Origin of the sequence: Dactylosporangium sp. NPDC050688, assembly GCF_040654515.1 — a bacterium.
In the GTDB taxonomy this organism is placed as follows: Bacteria; Actinomycetota; Actinomycetes; order Mycobacteriales; family Micromonosporaceae; genus Dactylosporangium.
The window spans coordinates 20,682-36,187 of record NZ_JBFAIC010000059.1 but is presented as its reverse complement, the minus strand read 5'-3'; the positions used below and the strand labels follow the sequence as shown (position 1 = coordinate 36,187).

15 protein-coding genes are annotated in these 15,506 nt (G+C 71.9%); 13 read left to right on the top strand and 2 right to left on the bottom strand.

All coding sequences use genetic code 11. The features are described from left to right. Positions 1 to 46: 46 nt before the first annotated feature. On the top strand, positions 47 to 1,582 hold the full coding sequence (locus tag AB0H83_RS38950; protein ID WP_360104346.1) for an AMP-binding protein: 1,536 nt from the start codon (positions 47 to 49) through the stop codon (positions 1,580 to 1,582). Here AB0H83_RS38950 and AB0H83_RS38945 read toward each other — a convergent pair. After that, positions 1,570 to 2,547 carry an MBL fold metallo-hydrolase gene (locus AB0H83_RS38945; protein WP_360104343.1) on the bottom strand — a complete coding sequence of 326 codons (978 nt, stop codon included), beginning with the start codon at positions 2,545 to 2,547 and terminating at the stop codon, positions 1,570 to 1,572. The two genes, AB0H83_RS38950 and AB0H83_RS38945, sit on opposite strands and share 13 nt — an antisense overlap. A gap of 80 nt (positions 2,548 to 2,627) precedes the next feature. Here AB0H83_RS38945 and AB0H83_RS38940 point away from each other — a divergent pair, with 80 nt between their 5' ends. From AB0H83_RS38940 to AB0H83_RS38885, 12 genes are all read left to right on the top strand, one after another. Further along, positions 2,628 to 4,160, top strand: coding sequence for an AMP-binding protein (locus AB0H83_RS38940; protein WP_360104340.1), 1,533 nt, complete (start codon positions 2,628 to 2,630; stop codon positions 4,158 to 4,160). After that, positions 4,147 to 5,313 carry an acyl-CoA dehydrogenase family protein gene (locus tag AB0H83_RS38935; protein ID WP_360104337.1) on the top strand — a complete coding sequence of 389 codons (1,167 nt, stop codon included), beginning with the start codon at positions 4,147 to 4,149 and terminating at the stop codon, positions 5,311 to 5,313. The genes AB0H83_RS38940 and AB0H83_RS38935 overlap by 14 nt, the downstream gene beginning before the upstream one ends. Positions 5,314 to 5,326: 13 nt before the next feature. Then, positions 5,327 to 6,283, top strand: a complete 957-nt coding sequence (locus AB0H83_RS38930; RefSeq protein ID WP_360104334.1) for an acyl-CoA dehydrogenase family protein — start codon at positions 5,327 to 5,329, stop codon at positions 6,281 to 6,283. Between the two features lie 101 nt (positions 6,284 to 6,384). After that, a complete protein-coding gene (locus tag AB0H83_RS38925) occupies positions 6,385 to 7,485 on the top strand; it encodes an LLM class flavin-dependent oxidoreductase (RefSeq protein WP_360104331.1) in 1,101 nt (366 codons plus the stop codon). Further along, positions 7,482 to 8,474, top strand: coding sequence for an LLM class flavin-dependent oxidoreductase (locus tag AB0H83_RS38920; protein ID WP_360104328.1), 993 nt, complete (start codon positions 7,482 to 7,484; stop codon positions 8,472 to 8,474). The genes AB0H83_RS38925 and AB0H83_RS38920 overlap by 4 nt, the downstream gene beginning before the upstream one ends. Next, positions 8,471 to 10,003 (top strand): class I adenylate-forming enzyme family protein, encoded by a 1,533-nt coding sequence (locus tag AB0H83_RS38915; RefSeq protein WP_360104326.1) that lies wholly within the window; start codon positions 8,471 to 8,473, stop codon positions 10,001 to 10,003. Before AB0H83_RS38920 ends, AB0H83_RS38915 begins: the two co-directional genes overlap by 4 nt. Next, on the top strand, positions 10,000 to 10,989 hold the full coding sequence (locus AB0H83_RS38910; protein WP_360104323.1) for an LLM class flavin-dependent oxidoreductase: 990 nt from the start codon (positions 10,000 to 10,002) through the stop codon (positions 10,987 to 10,989). Before AB0H83_RS38915 ends, AB0H83_RS38910 begins: the two co-directional genes overlap by 4 nt. Before the next feature lie 10 nt (positions 10,990 to 10,999). Then, positions 11,000 to 11,977: an enoyl-CoA hydratase/isomerase family protein gene (locus tag AB0H83_RS38905; RefSeq protein WP_360104320.1), complete on the top strand. Its 978-nt coding sequence runs from the start codon at positions 11,000 to 11,002 to the stop codon at positions 11,975 to 11,977. Continuing rightward, positions 11,974 to 12,957: an LLM class flavin-dependent oxidoreductase gene (locus tag AB0H83_RS38900; protein WP_360104318.1), complete on the top strand. Its 984-nt coding sequence runs from the start codon at positions 11,974 to 11,976 to the stop codon at positions 12,955 to 12,957. The genes AB0H83_RS38905 and AB0H83_RS38900 overlap by 4 nt, the downstream gene beginning before the upstream one ends. Continuing rightward, complete coding sequence (locus AB0H83_RS38895; RefSeq protein ID WP_360104315.1) at positions 12,954 to 13,280, top strand: VOC family protein; 327 nt, start codon at positions 12,954 to 12,956, stop codon at positions 13,278 to 13,280. Before AB0H83_RS38900 ends, AB0H83_RS38895 begins: the two co-directional genes overlap by 4 nt. Continuing rightward, entirely contained in the window at positions 13,277 to 13,930 is a 654-nt protein-coding gene (gene npdG / locus AB0H83_RS38890; RefSeq protein ID WP_360104312.1) for an NADPH-dependent F420 reductase, read from the top strand. Before AB0H83_RS38895 ends, npdG begins: the two co-directional genes overlap by 4 nt. 21 nt (positions 13,931 to 13,951) lie before the next feature. Beyond that, entirely contained in the window at positions 13,952 to 14,683 is a 732-nt protein-coding gene (locus AB0H83_RS38885; RefSeq protein WP_360104309.1) for an SDR family NAD(P)-dependent oxidoreductase, read from the top strand. 87 nt (positions 14,684 to 14,770) lie between these two features. Here the strand turns inward: AB0H83_RS38885 and AB0H83_RS38880 are convergent, their stop codons facing one another. Further along, positions 14,771 to 15,328: a hypothetical protein gene (locus AB0H83_RS38880; RefSeq protein WP_360104306.1), complete on the bottom strand. Its 558-nt coding sequence runs from the start codon at positions 15,326 to 15,328 to the stop codon at positions 14,771 to 14,773. Positions 15,329 to 15,506: the final 178 nt, after the last annotated feature.

Below are 15,506 nucleotides of genomic sequence, written 5' to 3'. Positions count from 1 at the left end.
GCAGGTGTGGCTCACGCCGGCGCCGGAGCGCAGCGGAGGTGGCGGCGTGAGCACCGCGAACATCGCCGCGATGCTGGGCGGCAACGCGCTGCGCTTCGGCGACGCCGACGCGCTCGTCTTCGAGGGCCGGCGGTGGACGCACCGGCAGCTCGACGCCGACGTCAACGCCCTCGCCGCCGGCCTGACCGCCGAGGGCATCCAGCTCGGCAGCCGGGTCGCGATCATCGCGAACAATGTGCCCGAGTTCCTCATCCTGTCCCTCGCCCTGTCGAAGCTCGGCGCGGTGTTCGTCCCGCTCAACTACCGGCTCACCGCGGGCGAGCTCGCCCAGCTGCTCGGCCACGCCCGGGTGCAGGCGGTGGCGACCGTGCCGGAGTTCGCCGAGCTGACCGCCGCCGCGATCTCCGGGCTGCCCGAGGTGCGCAGGTTCGCGCTGGAGCCGATCGACGGGTGGAGCGACCTGCGGGCGCTGGTCGAGACGCACCGCGGCGCGCGGGTCGCCGACGCCGAGCTGAGCGACGACGCCCTGCAGCGCATCATCTACACGTCCGGCACGACCAGCCTGCCCAAGGGCGTCATGCTCACCCACGGCAACGTGAACATGAACATGCACGCCCAGATCGTCGAGCTGGGGCTGCGCCCGACCGACCGGATCCTCAACTTCGCGCCGCTGTACCACGTCGGCGGCACCGACCTGCCCGGCTACGGCATCTGGCACGTCGGCGGCTGCATGGTGCTGCAGCGCCGCTTCGAGTCGGCCGCGGTCAAACGCGCGATCGAGGCCGAACGCGTCACCGGCATGGTCATGGCGGCCACGATGCTCGACATGGTTCGCCGCGAGACCGGCACCGACGCGGACCTCGGCTCGGTGCGGTGGGTCATCTACTCGCAGGTGACCTCGGCGCTGTTCGCGGTGGCCCGGGAGCTGTTCCCGAACGCCCGGCTGATCGAGGGCTACGGCCTCACCGAGACCTGCAGCGGTCTGACGTACCTCGACCACGCCCACATGGAGTCGAAGCAGGGCTCCGTCGGGATCCCGGTGCCGTGGGTCCAGGTCCGGGTCGTGGACGCCGACGGCAACGACGTGCCCGCCGGCGAGGACGGCGAGGTCGTCGCCCGCGGCCCGAAGGTCAGCCCGGGTTACCTCGACGACCCGTCCGCCACCGCGCACGCGTTCCGCGGCGGCTGGTTCCACACCGGCGACGTCGGCCGCTTCGACGAGGACGGCTACCTGTACATCAAGGACCGGCTCAAGGACATGATCCGCAGCGGCGGGGAGAACATGTCCAGCGCCGAGATCGAGAACGTGCTGGCCGACCATCCGCTGGTGCTCGCCGCGTCGGTGGTGGGCGCGCCGCACCCGAAGTGGCAGGAGGTGCCGGTCGCGTTCGTCATCGGCCGGCCCGGCCTCACCGCGGAGGACCTGATCGCGCACGCCCGCCAGCGGCTCGGCGGGTTCAAGGTCCCGAAGGAGATCTACCTCGTGGACGAGTTCCCGACGAACCCGTCGGGCAAGGTCCTCAAGCGCACCCTGCGCGACCAGCGCCCGTCGATGCGCCCGGACTGGACCTACGGCGCCTGACGGCCCGCCGCGTGGCGCAGCAGCGCGAGGGTGTGCACGAGGTTGAAGCGGCGGGTGCCGGGGCCGAGCTCGTCCCACGGCTTCTTCCAGCTCATCCGGCGGGCCACGTCCCAGGCCGTCGCGGGACCGTCGACCAGGTCGCGGACCGCGTCGACCTCGGCCTGGTGGAAGGCCTTGAGCTGCTCGGCGCGGCCGGCGACGTCGCGGTACGGGAACTGGTGGGCCGGGCAGGCGATGCCGGCGCCGAGGTCCCGGATGCGGTCCAGGGAGCGCAGCAGGTCCCCGGCGGGGTCGTCGCCGGGGCGGCTGACGATGGCGAGCTGGGTCGGGCCCTCGGCCATCATCGTGTCGCCGGTGAAGACCAGCCCGCGGGTGTCGTAGTAGACGGTGTGCCCGTACGTGTGGCCTGGGGTGTGCACGGCGCGGATCGTCACGTCGCCGAACTCGAGCTCGATGTCGCCGGCCGGCAGCGCGCCGTCCAGGCGCAGCCGCTCGTGGTGCTCGGCGACCTTCACCGCCTCGGCGTACATGCCGTCCACGATGTCGCGCGGCGCGCCGGTGAGGTCCAGGGCGGTGCCGAGCTGGTCGAGGAAGGCGCCGCGGACGCCGTGCATGGTGGCGAAGTCGTCGGCGGCGCCCATCAGCACCCGGGCGCCGGACACGCCGCGGACCTGGTCGGCGAAGCCGACGTGGTCGGGGTGGTTGTGGGTGATGAGGACGGTGGAGATCGCCTCGACGCGGTGCCCGATCGTGGTCAGGGAACGCTGGAACGCCGTCCAGCAGGACGGGTGGTTGTAGCCGGCGTCGATGAGGACGAGCCCCGCCCGGGTCTCGATCAGGAACACGGTGACGGCGGTCAGCGCGCTGCCGTGCAAGGGGATCGGCACTGCCCACACGCCGTCGATGACCTGGGCGGCGGCCGGGACCTCACGGGCGCGGTAGCTGGCGGCGTGTGCCTCGCTCACGGGTATGGACATCGTGGGGGAGCTCCCTTACTGTTGGGCAACAACATACCGGATGGTCGGAATTTAGTTCAAGGAGTCCGATGACCGAGGACCGGACCGGTTTCCGGCTGTGGGCAGCCGCCGAACCGGACTTGTGCGCGATCGTGACCGCCGACGACCGGCGGATCTCCTACGGTGCGTTGTTCGCCGAGGTCAACCGGATCTCGCACGCGCTGCGCACCCGCCTGGGGCTGCAGGTCGGCGACACCGTCGCGGCGGTGATGACCAACAGCCCCGGCATGGTCGCGCTGTACCTGGCGGCGATGCAGTCCGGGCTGTACCTGGTGACCATCAACTACCACCTGACCGAGCCCGAGGTCGCCTACATCCTCAGCGACAGCGGGGCCAAGGTCGTCGTCTGCTCGGAGCGGGTCGAGGACGTGGTCGAGGCCGCCGCCCCGGCCGGGGTTCACGTGTACGTCGACGGCAAGGACCTCACCGAGCTCACCGACGGGATGCCGGACACCAGCCCGCAGGGCACCCCGGCCGGCTCGCTGATGATGTACACCTCCGGCACCACCGGCCGCTCCAAGGGGGTGAAGCGCCCGCTCAGCGGCATCGACGCGGACACCGGCGCGCGCGCTTACGTGTGGCTGTTCAACGAGTTCGGGATGCAGCGCTCCGCGTTCGGGTCGTGGCTGGTGTCGGCGCCGCTGTACCACTCCGCCAACATCACCCCGGCGATGGGCGCGCTGCACGCCGGCGGCACCCTGGTCCTGATGGACGGCTGGACCCCGGAAGGGTTCCTGCGCCGGGTCCAGGACCAGCGGATCACCGGCACCAGCATGGTGCCGACGCACTTCTACCGGCTGCTCCAACTGCCCCGTGAGGTGCGCGAAAGCTACGACATCTCCTCGCTGGCCTATGTGCTGCACGGCGCGGCACCGTGCCCGCGGGAGGTGAAGCAGCGGATCCTCGACTGGTTCGGCCCGGTGGTGTACGAGTACTACGGCTCGACGGAGGTCGGCACCACCGTCGCCCGGCCGCACGAGTGGCTCGCCCACCCCGGCACCGTCGGCCGGCCCGCCTCGATCTCCACCCTGAAGATCCTCGACGAGCAGGGGGTCGAGGTCCCCGTCGGGCAGACCGGCATCGTGTACATGCGCCAGGGCGAGGACAAGGTCGAGTACCACAACGACCCGGGCAAGACCGACGGCGCCCGCCGCGACGGCCTCATGACGGTCTGGGACGTCGGACACGTCGACGAGGACGGCTTCCTGTACATCACCGGCCGGGCCGCCGAGCTGATCCTGGTCGGCGGGGTCAACGTCTACCCGGCCGAGATCGAGGCGGCGCTGCTCACCCACGAGTGGGTCGCCGACGCCGCCGTCATCGGCGCGCCCGACCCCGAGTTCGGCGAGGTCCCGCAGGCGCACCTGGTCCTGCGCGAGGGCGCACCCGACGGGGACACGGTCGTGGCGGCGCTGCGGGCACACCTGGAGACCCAGCTGGCGAAGCCGAAACGCCCGCTGTCCTACGTGCTGCACGAGGCGCTGCCGCGGGACCCGAACGGCAAGTTGTACAAGACGCGGCTCAAGCGGGAAGAGGAGGCCTCCGCCCATGGACTTCGATGACAGCGACACCGACCTGGCGTTCCGGCGGGAGGTCGGCGGCTGGCTCGACGAGGCGCTGCGCGACGTGCCCGACCAGGAGGAGCTGACGCAGGAGCAGCGCGAGCACTGGTCGCGGATCTGGCAGGACCGGCTGTGCGCCGGCAACTGGGCGGGCCTGTCGTGGCCGGCCGAGCACGGCGGCCGCGGCCTGGACTCCCTTGCCCAGGCGATCTTCAACGAGGAGGCGGCCGTCCGCGGCGCCCCGTACCCGCTCAACGGCGTCGGCATGATGCTGGCCGGGCCGACCATCATCGCCCACGGCACCAGGGAGCAGCAGGCCCGGCACCTTCCCGGGATCCTGCGCGGCGACGAGTACTGGTGCCAGGGCTTCAGCGAGCCCGGCTCCGGGTCGGACCTGGCGAGCCTGCGCACCGCCGCGACGAAGGTGGACGGCGGCTGGCTCGTCAACGGGTCGAAGATCTGGACGTCCAACGCGCACAACGCCTCCAAGTGCCTGCTGCTCGCCCGTACCGACGCCGCCGCTCCGAAACATCAGGGCATCAGCTACCTGCTCGCCCCGATGGACCGGTTCACCGTGCGCTCCCTGGTGATGATCAACGGGGACACGGAGTTCAACGAGATGTTCCTCGACGACGTGTTCGTGCCCGACGAGGACGTGCTCGGCGGGGTCGGCAACGGCTGGAAGGTCGCCCTCACCACGCTCGCGTTCGAACGCGGCAGCATGGCGCTGAACCTGTGGGTGTGGGCCCGGCAGGCCGTCGACCGGGTCATCGACGTCGCTCTCGAGCGCGGCGTCGTCGACGCCGGCGGTGGCGGTGACACCGCGTTCCTCGACATGGTCGGCCAGCTGCAGTGCGACGCCGAGGCGGTCCGGATCGGCTCGATGCGGATGCTCGGCGAGACCCAGGCCGGCGGGGTGCCCGGGCCGGAGACCTCGGCGCTCAAGAGCCTGTGGGCCGGGGTCGTGCAGAACGCCAACCGGCTCGCCGTGCAGCTCGACGAGAGCGGCGGGGTGCTGCTGGACGCCCCGGGCGCCGCCGCCCGGATGCGCCGCTACCTGCGCGCCCGCGCGCACACCATCGAGGGCGGCACCGAGGAAGTCCAGAAGTCGATTCTCGCGGAGCGGGTGCTGCACCTGCCGCGGTCACGCTGAGCGGAGCCCTGCCATGCGCGCGACATTCACCCAGGAACAGCTGGAGATCGCCAAGACCGTCCGGTCCCTCGTCGAGGGGGAGGGGGTCACGGCCCGCACCGCCCTCGACGACGGCTGGCGGGCCCCGGCGTGCGACGGCCCGCTGCTGCGCGACTTCGGCCTGCTCGGGGTGCCGGAGCCGGCCGGTGGGATCGGCTCCGACCTCATCGACCTGCTGGTCGCCGTGGAGGTGCTCGGGGAGCACCTGGTGCCGAGCCGGTTCCCGGCGCACGCCGCCGCGGTGCAGTTGCTCAGCGGATCCCCGCTGCCCGAGGACGTCCTCGCGGGGGAGCGGGTGCTCACCCCGGCGATGGACGCGCTGGTACGGTTCGCGGCGCAGGCGGACGGCTTCGCGGTGCTGCTGCCCGGCGGGGCGGGGATCGCTGCCGCCGAGAGGATCGTCGCGCGGCAGTCCCTCGACCCGTCGGTGCCGCTGTCCGATGTCACCCTCGCCGCACCGGAGGCGATCGCCCCGGCCGGCGCCGGGCCGTGGCGGGCCACCCTGGTCACGGCCGCCGAGCTGTGCGGGGTGGCCCAGGGCGCCATCGAGCTGGCCGCCGAGCAGGCCCGCACCCGCGAGCAGTTCGGCCGGGTGATCGGCTCCTACCAGGGGGTCGCGTTCCAGCTCGCCGAGGCCGCCACGGTCCGCAAGGCCGCCTGGGACCTCACGTTGTACGCCGGGTGGGCGGTTGACAACGGCCGGCCCGACGCGGAGATCCAGGTGCACGCCGCGAAGGCGGCGGCGGGCCGGGCCGCGATCTTCGCCGCCGAACGCTGCATCCAGGTGCACGGCGGCATGGGCATCACCATGGAGGCGGACCCGCACCTGTTCCTGCGCCGCGCGCTGGTGCTCGACGCGGTGCTCGGCTCCGGTGCCTGGCACCGCCGCCGCGCCGGCGCCCTGCGGGTGGTGGCCCGTTCGTCCGTGTAGGCCCCGTGGAGGCCCTGGGTGGGCCCTGGCCTGCAGTGTCTTGCGAAGTCCAGCGCGGTGGCACTAACATACCGGCTGGTCGGAATAAACGAGGAGAGATCGTGAAGTTCGGCATCATGAACCTGTTTCCGGTGAACGAAGGCACATCGGACCACCAGGTGCTGCGGGAGACGCTCGACGAGATCCAGCTGGCCGACGAGCTCGGCTTCGACTCGATCTGGCTGGCCGAGCATCACTTCTCCAAGTACGGCATTCTCGGCAGCCCGATCAACTTCGGCATGGCCGTCGCGGAGCGGACCAAGCGCATCACCATCGGCACCGCCGTGCTCGTGCTGCCGCTGCACCACCCGCTGCGCCTGGCCGAGGACATCGCCGCCCTCGACGTGCTCAGCGGCGGCCGGGTCTCGATCGGCGTCGGCCGCGGCTACCAGCCCTCGGAGTTCGCCGGCTTCGGCGTGCCGCTGGAGGAGTCGAAGCAGCGGTACAAGGAGAGCCTGGAGATCCTGCGGCTCGCCCTGTCGCAGGAGAACTTCTCCTACCACGGCGAGATCTTCCACTACGACAACGTCACCACCTACCCGCGGCCGTTCACCCCGGGCGGGCCGCCGATCCTGCAGGGCACCGTCTCACCCGAGAGCTTCCGCGAGCGTGGCGCCCTCGGCGAGTCCATCATCACCTCGCCCAACTTCACGCCGCTGGGCATCATGCAGAAGAACTTCAGCCTGTACCAGCAGGCCATGCGCGACAATGGGTTCGACATCTCCACCTACGACCTGCCGTTCATGCAGCAGGTCTGGTGCGGCGACGGCGAGGACGGGCTGCGGCAGGCCGCGCGGGCCGCGATGCAGTACTACAAGTCGGTCGGCAAGGTCATCCCCGGCTCGGAGGAGGCCATCGAGAAGGAGCGCGCCTACTACGCGGCCGTCGCCAAGAACATCGAGCTGCTGACCCTGGAGCAGACGCTGACCCACGGCGGCAACTTCGGCTCGGCGCAGCAGGTCATCGACACCATCGAGATGCTGCGCGAGCAGCTCGGGATCAACCACTACATCGGCTGGCTGCGGATCCCGACGCTGGACCGCGCGGCCGCGCTGCGCTCCATGGAGGAGTTCGCCGCCAAGGTGATCCCGCACTTCCGCGCGCAGGCCCAGACTCAGGCCCAGGCTCAGGCCCAGCCCAAGACCGCGGCGGTCGTCGGGTGAGGATCAGCTGCTTCCTCAGCGCCCAGTTCGACCCGTCGGTCTCCGCCATCGACGGCATCGACGAGGTGCTCGCCCAGGCCGCCGCCGCCGAGGCGGCCGGGTTCCACGCCGTCTACCTCGGCCACCACTACCTGGCCAAGTCGGCGTTCATCCAGCCGATCCCGCTGGCCGGCTACCTCGCCGCCGCCACCAGCCGGGTCCGGATCGGCTTCGGTGTCCTGCTCGCCCCGCTGCTCAACCCGATCGCCCTCGCCGAGGAGCTCGCGACGCTGGACGTGCTGTCCCGCGGCCGGCTCACCGTCGGCCTCGGCGCCGGCTACCGCAAACGCGAGACCGCCGCCTTCGGTGTCGCGTGGGAGGACCGGCTGCGCCGGCTCAGCGACTACGTCCCGCTGCTGCGGGCACTGTGGAGCGGCGCCACCGTCGACGCGCACGGCAGCTGGGGCGAGGTCCCCGGCGCCTCCCTCGCCCTGCGCCCAGTGCAGACCGGCGGGCCGCCGCTGTGGATCGGCGCGTTCGCCGAGGCCGCCGTGCGCCGCGCCGCCCGCCTCGACACCCCGTGGCTCATCGGGCCGAAGGGTGACGACGCCGAGCTCGCCCGGCTGCTGGGCGTCTACCGCGACAGCCTCGCCGAACACGGCCACAGCCTCGACCGGGAGTACCCGATGAGCCGCGAGGCGTGCGTCGGCGACACCTACGCGACCGCCGCCGCCGCCGTCCGGCCGCACCTGCAGCGCCAGTACGCCGGCTACAAGTCCTGGGACGACGCCCAGGCCATCGACGTGGACCGGTACCTCGCGGAGGACTGCCTGGTCGGGTCCGCGGACGACATCGTGGCGAAGCTGCGCCACTGGGAGACCGAGCTCGGCATCACCGAGGTGTCGCTGCGGCACCAGTTCGTCGGTGCCGGCCAGGACGAGGCCATGGAGCAGCTCGCCCGCTTCGGCGCCGAGATCATCCCGCGAGTGAGCGAAGGGGCGCTGCAATGACCAACCTCGCCCGCATCCTCGAACGGCGTGCCGCCGACCGGCCGCAGGTGACCGCCCTGCACGGCGACGACGGCCGGGCCTGGACGTTCGAAGAGGTCGACCGGCTCGCCGGGGGCGTCGCCACGGCCCTGCGCGCCGAAGGCGTCGGCGCGGGGGACCGGGTCGCCTGCTACCTCACCAACGGCCCCGAGATCGTGTTCTTCCTGTTCGGCGCCTGGAAGATCGGCGCCGTCCCGGTCACGATCAGCAGCCTGTACAACGCCGCCGAACTCGCCGAATCCCTGGCCAAGACCGCCCCGCGGCTGCTGCTCGTCGACGACCGGCGCCCCGAGGTCGTCGCGGAACTGCTCGCCGGCGGCCTGGACACCGACGTCCGGGCCGCCGGCGCAGCACTCGCCGGGGTGCCGGAACTGCCCTGGCGGCAGCAGGTCAGCGTGCCCGCCGTGGACGTCGCCGACGACGCCGAGGCCTGCATCCTGTCCACCGGCGGCACCACCGGCCGGCCGAAGTCGGTCAGCGTCACCCACGGCGGCACCCGGGCCTCCCTGCAACGCCTCGCCCGGGTCTCCACCGGCAGCGACGCCGAAGGCACCGCCGCCACCGACGCCAAGGCCAACCTCATCGCCCTGCCGCTGTTCCACAGCGGCGGGCAGCACTCGCTGCTCTTCGCGTTCTTCGTCGGCCGGCCCGCGGTGGTCTGGGAGCGCTTCGGCGTCGACCGGCTCGCCGAGCTGATGGACCGGTTCGCCTTCGACAACTTCTTCTTCCTGCCCACCATGGTCTTTGACATCGTGCACGCCGAGCGCGAGCTGCCCTTCGAAGGGGTCAAGTCCGTCCTGGTCGCCGGGCAGGCGATCTCGTGGCCGGTCCGGCGCGCCTTCGAGGAGCGCTACCGGGTGCCGATCCTGGTCAACTACGGCTCGACCGAGGCCGGGCACATCGCCGGCTGGACCGGCCGGGACATGAAGGCCGGACGGTGGAAGCCCGGCTCCGCCGGCCGCGTCTACCCCGGCGTGGAGCTGGAGATCCGCGACGGCGACGGCAAGGCCCTGCCGACCGGCGCCGAGGGCGAGGTGGTCGTGCGGTCCGAGCTGACCAAGGGCTACGTCGACGACGCCGAGGCGTCCCGCGAGCTGGTCCGCGACGGCTGGGTCCACACCGGGGACATGGGGTACGTCGACGAGGACGGCGTGCTGTTCCTCGTCGGGCGCAAGCGCGACATGATCAAATGTGGTGGCTTCCAGGTGTGGCCCGAGGAGATCGAGGACGAGCTGCGGGAGCACCCGTTCGTGCATGACGTGCGGGTGCTCGGCCGGCCCGACGACCGGCTCGGTGAGATTCCCGTGGCGCTCGTCGTGCGCGCCGCCGACGACACCGTCACCGACGACGACCTCGCCGACCGGATCGTCGCCTTCGCCCGGGACCGGCTCGCGCACTTCAAGACCCCGCGGCGGATCGAGTTCGTGCCCGCCCTGGAACGCAGCAGCACCGGCAAGATCAGCCGGGTCGCCGGAGAGGGGCACGGATGAAGTTCGGGATCATGGCGTCGCACCAGTACCCACACGGCGACGACCTCGGCAGGCACCTCAGCGACCTGTTCGGCACCGTCGAACTCGCCGCCGAGCTCGGCTACGACTCGGTCTGGACGATCAACCACTTCCAGTCCAACCTCAACACCCCGCAGCCGATCTCCATGACGGCGAGCCTCATCCCGCGCTCCGGCGACATGCTCATCGGCACCGGCATCCTGCTGCTGCCCATGTTCCACCCGGTGCACATCGCGGAGGAGTTCGCCACCCTCGACCATCTGTCCGGCGGCCGGGTCATCCTCGGCGTCGGCGCCGGCTACCGCGAGAACGAGTTCGCCGCGTTCGGCATCGACCCCGAGACCCGCTTCCGCCGCCTGGACGAGAGCCTGCGACTCATCCGGGCGCTGTGGGGCGGCGGACCCGTCACCACCGACGGCGAGTTCTACCCGCAGACCGACGCCACCATCGGCATCCGGCCGCTGACCCCGGGCGGGCCACCGATCTGGATCGGCGCCGGCGGCAAGAAGGCGGTGCGGCGCGCCGCCCGGCTCGGCGACGCCTGGTACGCGCCCGGCAACTCGCCGAGCCGCCGGTTCCTGCCCGAGCACCTCGCCGTCTACAACGACGCCCTCGTCGAGTACGGCCGCGACACCTCCCGCATCTCCCGGCCCGTCGGCGTCGAGCTGTACTGCGCACCGACCACCGAACGTGCCGTCGAGGAGGCGCTGCCGCACGCCCGGGTCGAGTACTCCACCTACGCGGAGTACCCGGCGCTGCGCTGGCAGCGCGACCGCTTCGACGAACTGGTCCGCAACACCCTGCTGCTCGGCTCGCCCGAGTTCCTCATCGAACGCATCAGCGCGCTGCGCGACCTGGGCTTCGACCACCTCATCTTCCGGCCCGGCTGGCTCGGCATGCCCACCGACCAGGTCCGTGCCTCCCTGCGACTGTTCGCCTCCGAAGTGTTCCCCGCCTTCCGTCATTAAGGAACCCGCCGTGAAGAAGACCGAAGCCGAACTCCTGGAGAACCAGTGGGACGTCGAGAACATGGAGGTCGACCCGGAGGTCCTCGCCAAGTACGTCCGCTACGACGTCGACGAGGCACGCAGCGTCGCCACCATCACCTTCGACCGCCCGGACCGGCTCAACGCGATCCCGGTCGCCGCCTTCGAGCGGGTCGGCGACCTGGTCCGGGAGGCCGAGGCCGACGACCGGGTCAAGGTGATCGTGTTCAAGGGCGAGGGCGAGCACTTCGGCACCGGCGCCGACGCCGCCGAACTCGGCCACTACATCGGCTACAAGGCCGGCACCGACAAGGCGTCCCGGCGCCGCCCGGCGCAGCGGCAGCGCATCCTGCCCGACCGCAACGTGCTCAGCTCCGGCTTCACCCGGCCCATCATCGAGTCGCTGAAGGCCACCATCTGCCAGGTCCAGGGGTACTGCTACGGCGGGCACTTCCAGATCGCGCTGTCGGCCGACATCGTCATCGCCTCCCCTGACGCCCGCTTCACCCACCCGGCGTTCCGCTACCTCGGCCCGGCCCCGCAGGACATGTACCACTGGATCGAGAAGGTCGGCCTGACCACGATGAAGGACGTCATGCTCACCATGCGCGCCATCGGCGCCGAGGAGGGCGAGCGCAAGGGCCTGGTCACCAAGGTCGTCCCGCGCGAGGACCTGCAGCGCTGGGTCGACGACTACGCCGACGCGATCGCGGTGATGCCCCTGGACTCGCTGATGATGGGCAAGTCGATGATGCAGATCGTCATGGAGGCCCGCGGCAAGGGCCTCGGCGCGATGACCGGCTGGGTCGGGCACGGCTGGGCCACCAACGTCAGCTTCGACGAAGGCGACTGGAACTTCCTCAAGGAGCGCCGCGAGAAGGGCATCCGGCAGGCCCTCGAGGACCGGGACCGGATGGTCGCGCCGTACTTCCGGCTCAGCGAGTCGCGTTCCAACGAGGAACCCGCGTGAAGTTCGGCATCCTGCTGGACCACCAGTACGAGCCCGGCGACGACCTGCGCCGGCGCACCGGCGAGATCGTCGAGTACGTCCAGCACGTCCGCGACCTCGGCTACGACTCGGTCTTCGGCATCCACCACTACCTGTCGTCGCTGTCGACGCCCCAGCCGCTGCCGCTGCTGTCCCGCCTGATCGACCACTCCGGCACGATGCAGCTCGGCACCGGCATCCTCATCCTGCCGCTCGGGCACCCCGTGCACTGGGCCGAGGAGATCGCCACCATCGACCAGATGTCCGGCGGCCGGTTCGTCCTCGGCATCGGCTCCGGCTACCGCGACGACGAGTTCGCCTCGTTCGGCATCGAACGGCGTACCCGGGTGTCCCGGATGAACGAGGCGCTCGACGTGATGCGGCAGCTGTGGACCGGCGAACCCGTCACCCACAAGGGCCAGCACTTCCAGCTCGACGGGGTGCGGTGCAGCGTCCTGCCGGTGCAGCGGCCGCACCCGCCGGTGTGGGTCGGCGCGAACGGCCCGATCGGCATCGCCCGGATCGCTCGACAGGGCCTGCCGTGGCTCGCGCCGTCCAACGTGCGCCGCAACTGGGCCGTCGGCAACCTCGCCGACTACCGCGCCGAACGTCGTGCCGCGGGATTCTCCGAGGACGGCGCGGTCTTCCCGATCCACCGGGACCTGTGCGTCGCCGACTCCTTCGACGCAGCCTACGACATCGCCGGTACCGCCGTGCGCCGCTCCTACGGCGAATACGTCCAGTACGGCATGGACTACTTCGAGACCCAGTGGGAGGGCATCAAGTCCAAGGCGCTGTTCTTCGGCTCGCCGGACGACATCGCCGCGAAGGTCCAGGACTTCGCCGACGCCGGCTACAACCACTTCGTCTTCCGGGCGCAGTGGCTCGGGCTGCCGATCGCCCGCTCCATCGAGATCGTCGAACGTTTCGCCCGCGAGGTCATGCCGAGGTTCCGCCCATGAAGATCGGTCACGTCATCGTCCCGGCCGGCGCGCTCGACGCGCAGCTGGCCTTCTACACCGCGCTCGGGCTGACGACCCGGTTCCGCGACGGCGACCGGTACGCCGCCGTCACCGACGGCACCGTCACCATCGGACTCGCCGACGCCTCACAACAACCCGTCGCGGGACGGACCGTGCTGAGCATCCAGGTCGACGACCTCGACGCGTGCGTCGCCTCGCTGGGTGCCGCCGCCGGCCTGGTGGTGACCGGACCGCACGAGCGGCGCACGACGGTCACCGACCCCGGGGGCAACCCCGTCGTGCTGTACGAGCGGTTGTCATGACCGGGCTGCTGGGGATGACCATCTCCGTGCTGGGTGGGACCGGGCCGCAGGGGCGGGGACTGGCCCGCCGGTTCGCCGCGGCCGGCCTGGACGTGGTGCTCGGCTCCCGGGACGCGGCACGGGCCGCGGCCACCGCCGCGGACCTGCCCGGCCGGGTCCGCGGCATGTCCAACGCGGACGCCGCGGCGGCCGGCGCGATCGTCGTGGTGGCCGTACCGTGGGACGGGCACGCCGACCTGCTCAAGGACCTCGCCCCGGTGCTGGCCGGGAAGATCGTCGTGGACTGCGTCAACCCACTCGGCTTCGACCAGCAGGGCGCGTACGCGCTCACCGTCGAGGAAGGCTCGGCCACCCAACAGGCCGCGGCGATCCTGGCCTGGTCGACCGTGGTCGGCGCGTTCCACAACGTGTCCGCCGTCCACCTTGACGACCCGGAATGCTCTACTGTGGACACCGACGTGCTGGTGCTCGGCGACGACCGGGCCGCCACCGACCTGGTGCAGGAGCTGGCCGCGACCATCCCCGGGGTCCGCGGCCTCTACGGCGGCCGGCTGCGCAACGCCCACCAGGTCGAGGCGCTCACCGCCAACCTCATCTCGGTCAACCGCCGGTACAAGGCCCACGCGGGCCTGCGCGTCACCGACATCTGAAACTCACGACAGGGAGCCCGCGTGGACCTCACCAACACCGCCGCCATCGTCACCGGTGCCGCATCCGGCCTCGGCGCGGCCACCGCCGCCGCACTCACCGCGGCGGGAGCGACCGTGTACGGTTTCGACCTGGCCGACTTCGACGGCATCCGGGTCGACGTGACGGACCCGGACGCCGTCCGGGAGGCCGTCGCGGTCGCGGCGGCCGGCCCCGAACCGCTCCGGGTCGTGGTCAACTGCGCCGGGATCGCCCCGTCGGCCCGCATCCTCGGCCGCGCCGGGGTGCACGACCTCGCCATGTACGCCAAGGTCGTGCAGGTCAACCTGATCGGCACGTTCAACGTCATGGCGCTGGCCGCGGAGCGGATCGCGGCGACCGCCGCCGCCGACGAGCACGGCCAGCGGGGCGTCATCGTGAACACGGCGTCGGTCGCGGCGTACGAGGGCCAGATCGGCCAGGCCGCGTACGCCTCCTCGAAGGGCGGCGTCGCCGGCCTCACCCTGCCCGCCGCCCGCGACCTCGCCCAGCACGGCATCCGGGTCATGACGATCGCCCCGGGGATCATGCTCACCCCGATGCTGGAGACCGTCTCGGAGGAGTTCCGCGCCGGCCTCGCCGCCGGCGTCCCGTTCCCGGCCCGCCTCGGCACCCCGGCCGAGTACGCCCGCCTGGCCCTGTCCATCATCGCCAACGACTACCTCAACGGCGAGGTCATCCGCCTCGACGGCGCCCTGCGGATGGCCCCCCGCTGACGGTTCCGCCCGGCCGCCGGGCCGCCCCGCATCGGGGGCGGCCCGGCGGTGGCCCGTGCCTCGAGGTCCCCGGGTGCCTCCGGCTCGTCAGTCCGCTGCGAAGTCGTCGACCGCCGCGTCGCCGGCGACGTCCCGGACCCGCTGGAGCAGCCCTTCGACGCCGGACCAGGCGGCGAAGATGTCCGGCGCGTCGACCCGCGGACCGTCGGTGACGGTGGTGGCCAGGCCGACCCCCGCGGCACGCACCGCGGCGACCTGGAACCAGTGCGGCAGCCCGTGCCGGACCATGACGACCCGCACGCCCCCGGGCCATTCGTGGTACGTGTCCCCGGCGAAGCCCAACGTGTAGTCCGACACGTACGCCGGCCGGGGCAGCCGCTGCACGGCCAGGCTGACCTGGCACTCGCCGGCGCTGAACGTCGCCGTCGCCGCGCGCAGGTCGGGATACTGCACGGCCGACAGCCACCGGCCACCTGGCGGTGCGAGCCGCGCCGCGAGCCCGGTGACGCGGTCCACCAGCGCCCCCGCCGGCTCGCTGCGCGGCGGCGGGAACGCCACCGGACCACCGGCGCCCAGCTCGGCCGTGCCCACCGGCCGCGCGGCGTTGATCAGCCACGCGTTCACGGGATCGGCGGGCGGTTCCACGCGCCCACGATAGTGGTAGCGCTGTGACCACGAACGTTCACCGGGTGGGTGGCGCTGTGGTTCCTCGCCGCCCGCCCGCGCCGGCGCGTGGCAGCCTCGCGCGTGCGGCATCCGGTGGGCGCCGTCGCGCCGGCCGGGCCGCCGTGGTGATCCAAGTCGCGTCCTGGCCGTCCGGACG

Coding starts and splice junctions, on each gene's coding strand:
- AB0H83_RS38940 (WP_360104340.1), top strand. CDS start 2,628: ATGACCGAGGACCGGACCGGTTTCCGGCTGTGGGCAGCCGCCGAACCG.
- AB0H83_RS38935 (WP_360104337.1), top strand. CDS start 4,147: ATGGACTTCGATGACAGCGACACCGACCTGGCGTTCCGGCGGGAGGTC.
- AB0H83_RS38930 (WP_360104334.1), top strand. CDS start 5,327: ATGCGCGCGACATTCACCCAGGAACAGCTGGAGATCGCCAAGACCGTC.
- AB0H83_RS38915 (WP_360104326.1), top strand. CDS start 8,471: ATGACCAACCTCGCCCGCATCCTCGAACGGCGTGCCGCCGACCGGCCG.
- AB0H83_RS38910 (WP_360104323.1), top strand. CDS start 10,000: ATGAAGTTCGGGATCATGGCGTCGCACCAGTACCCACACGGCGACGAC.
- AB0H83_RS38895 (WP_360104315.1), top strand. CDS start 12,954: ATGAAGATCGGTCACGTCATCGTCCCGGCCGGCGCGCTCGACGCGCAG.
- npdG (WP_360104312.1), top strand. CDS start 13,277: ATGACCGGGCTGCTGGGGATGACCATCTCCGTGCTGGGTGGGACCGGG.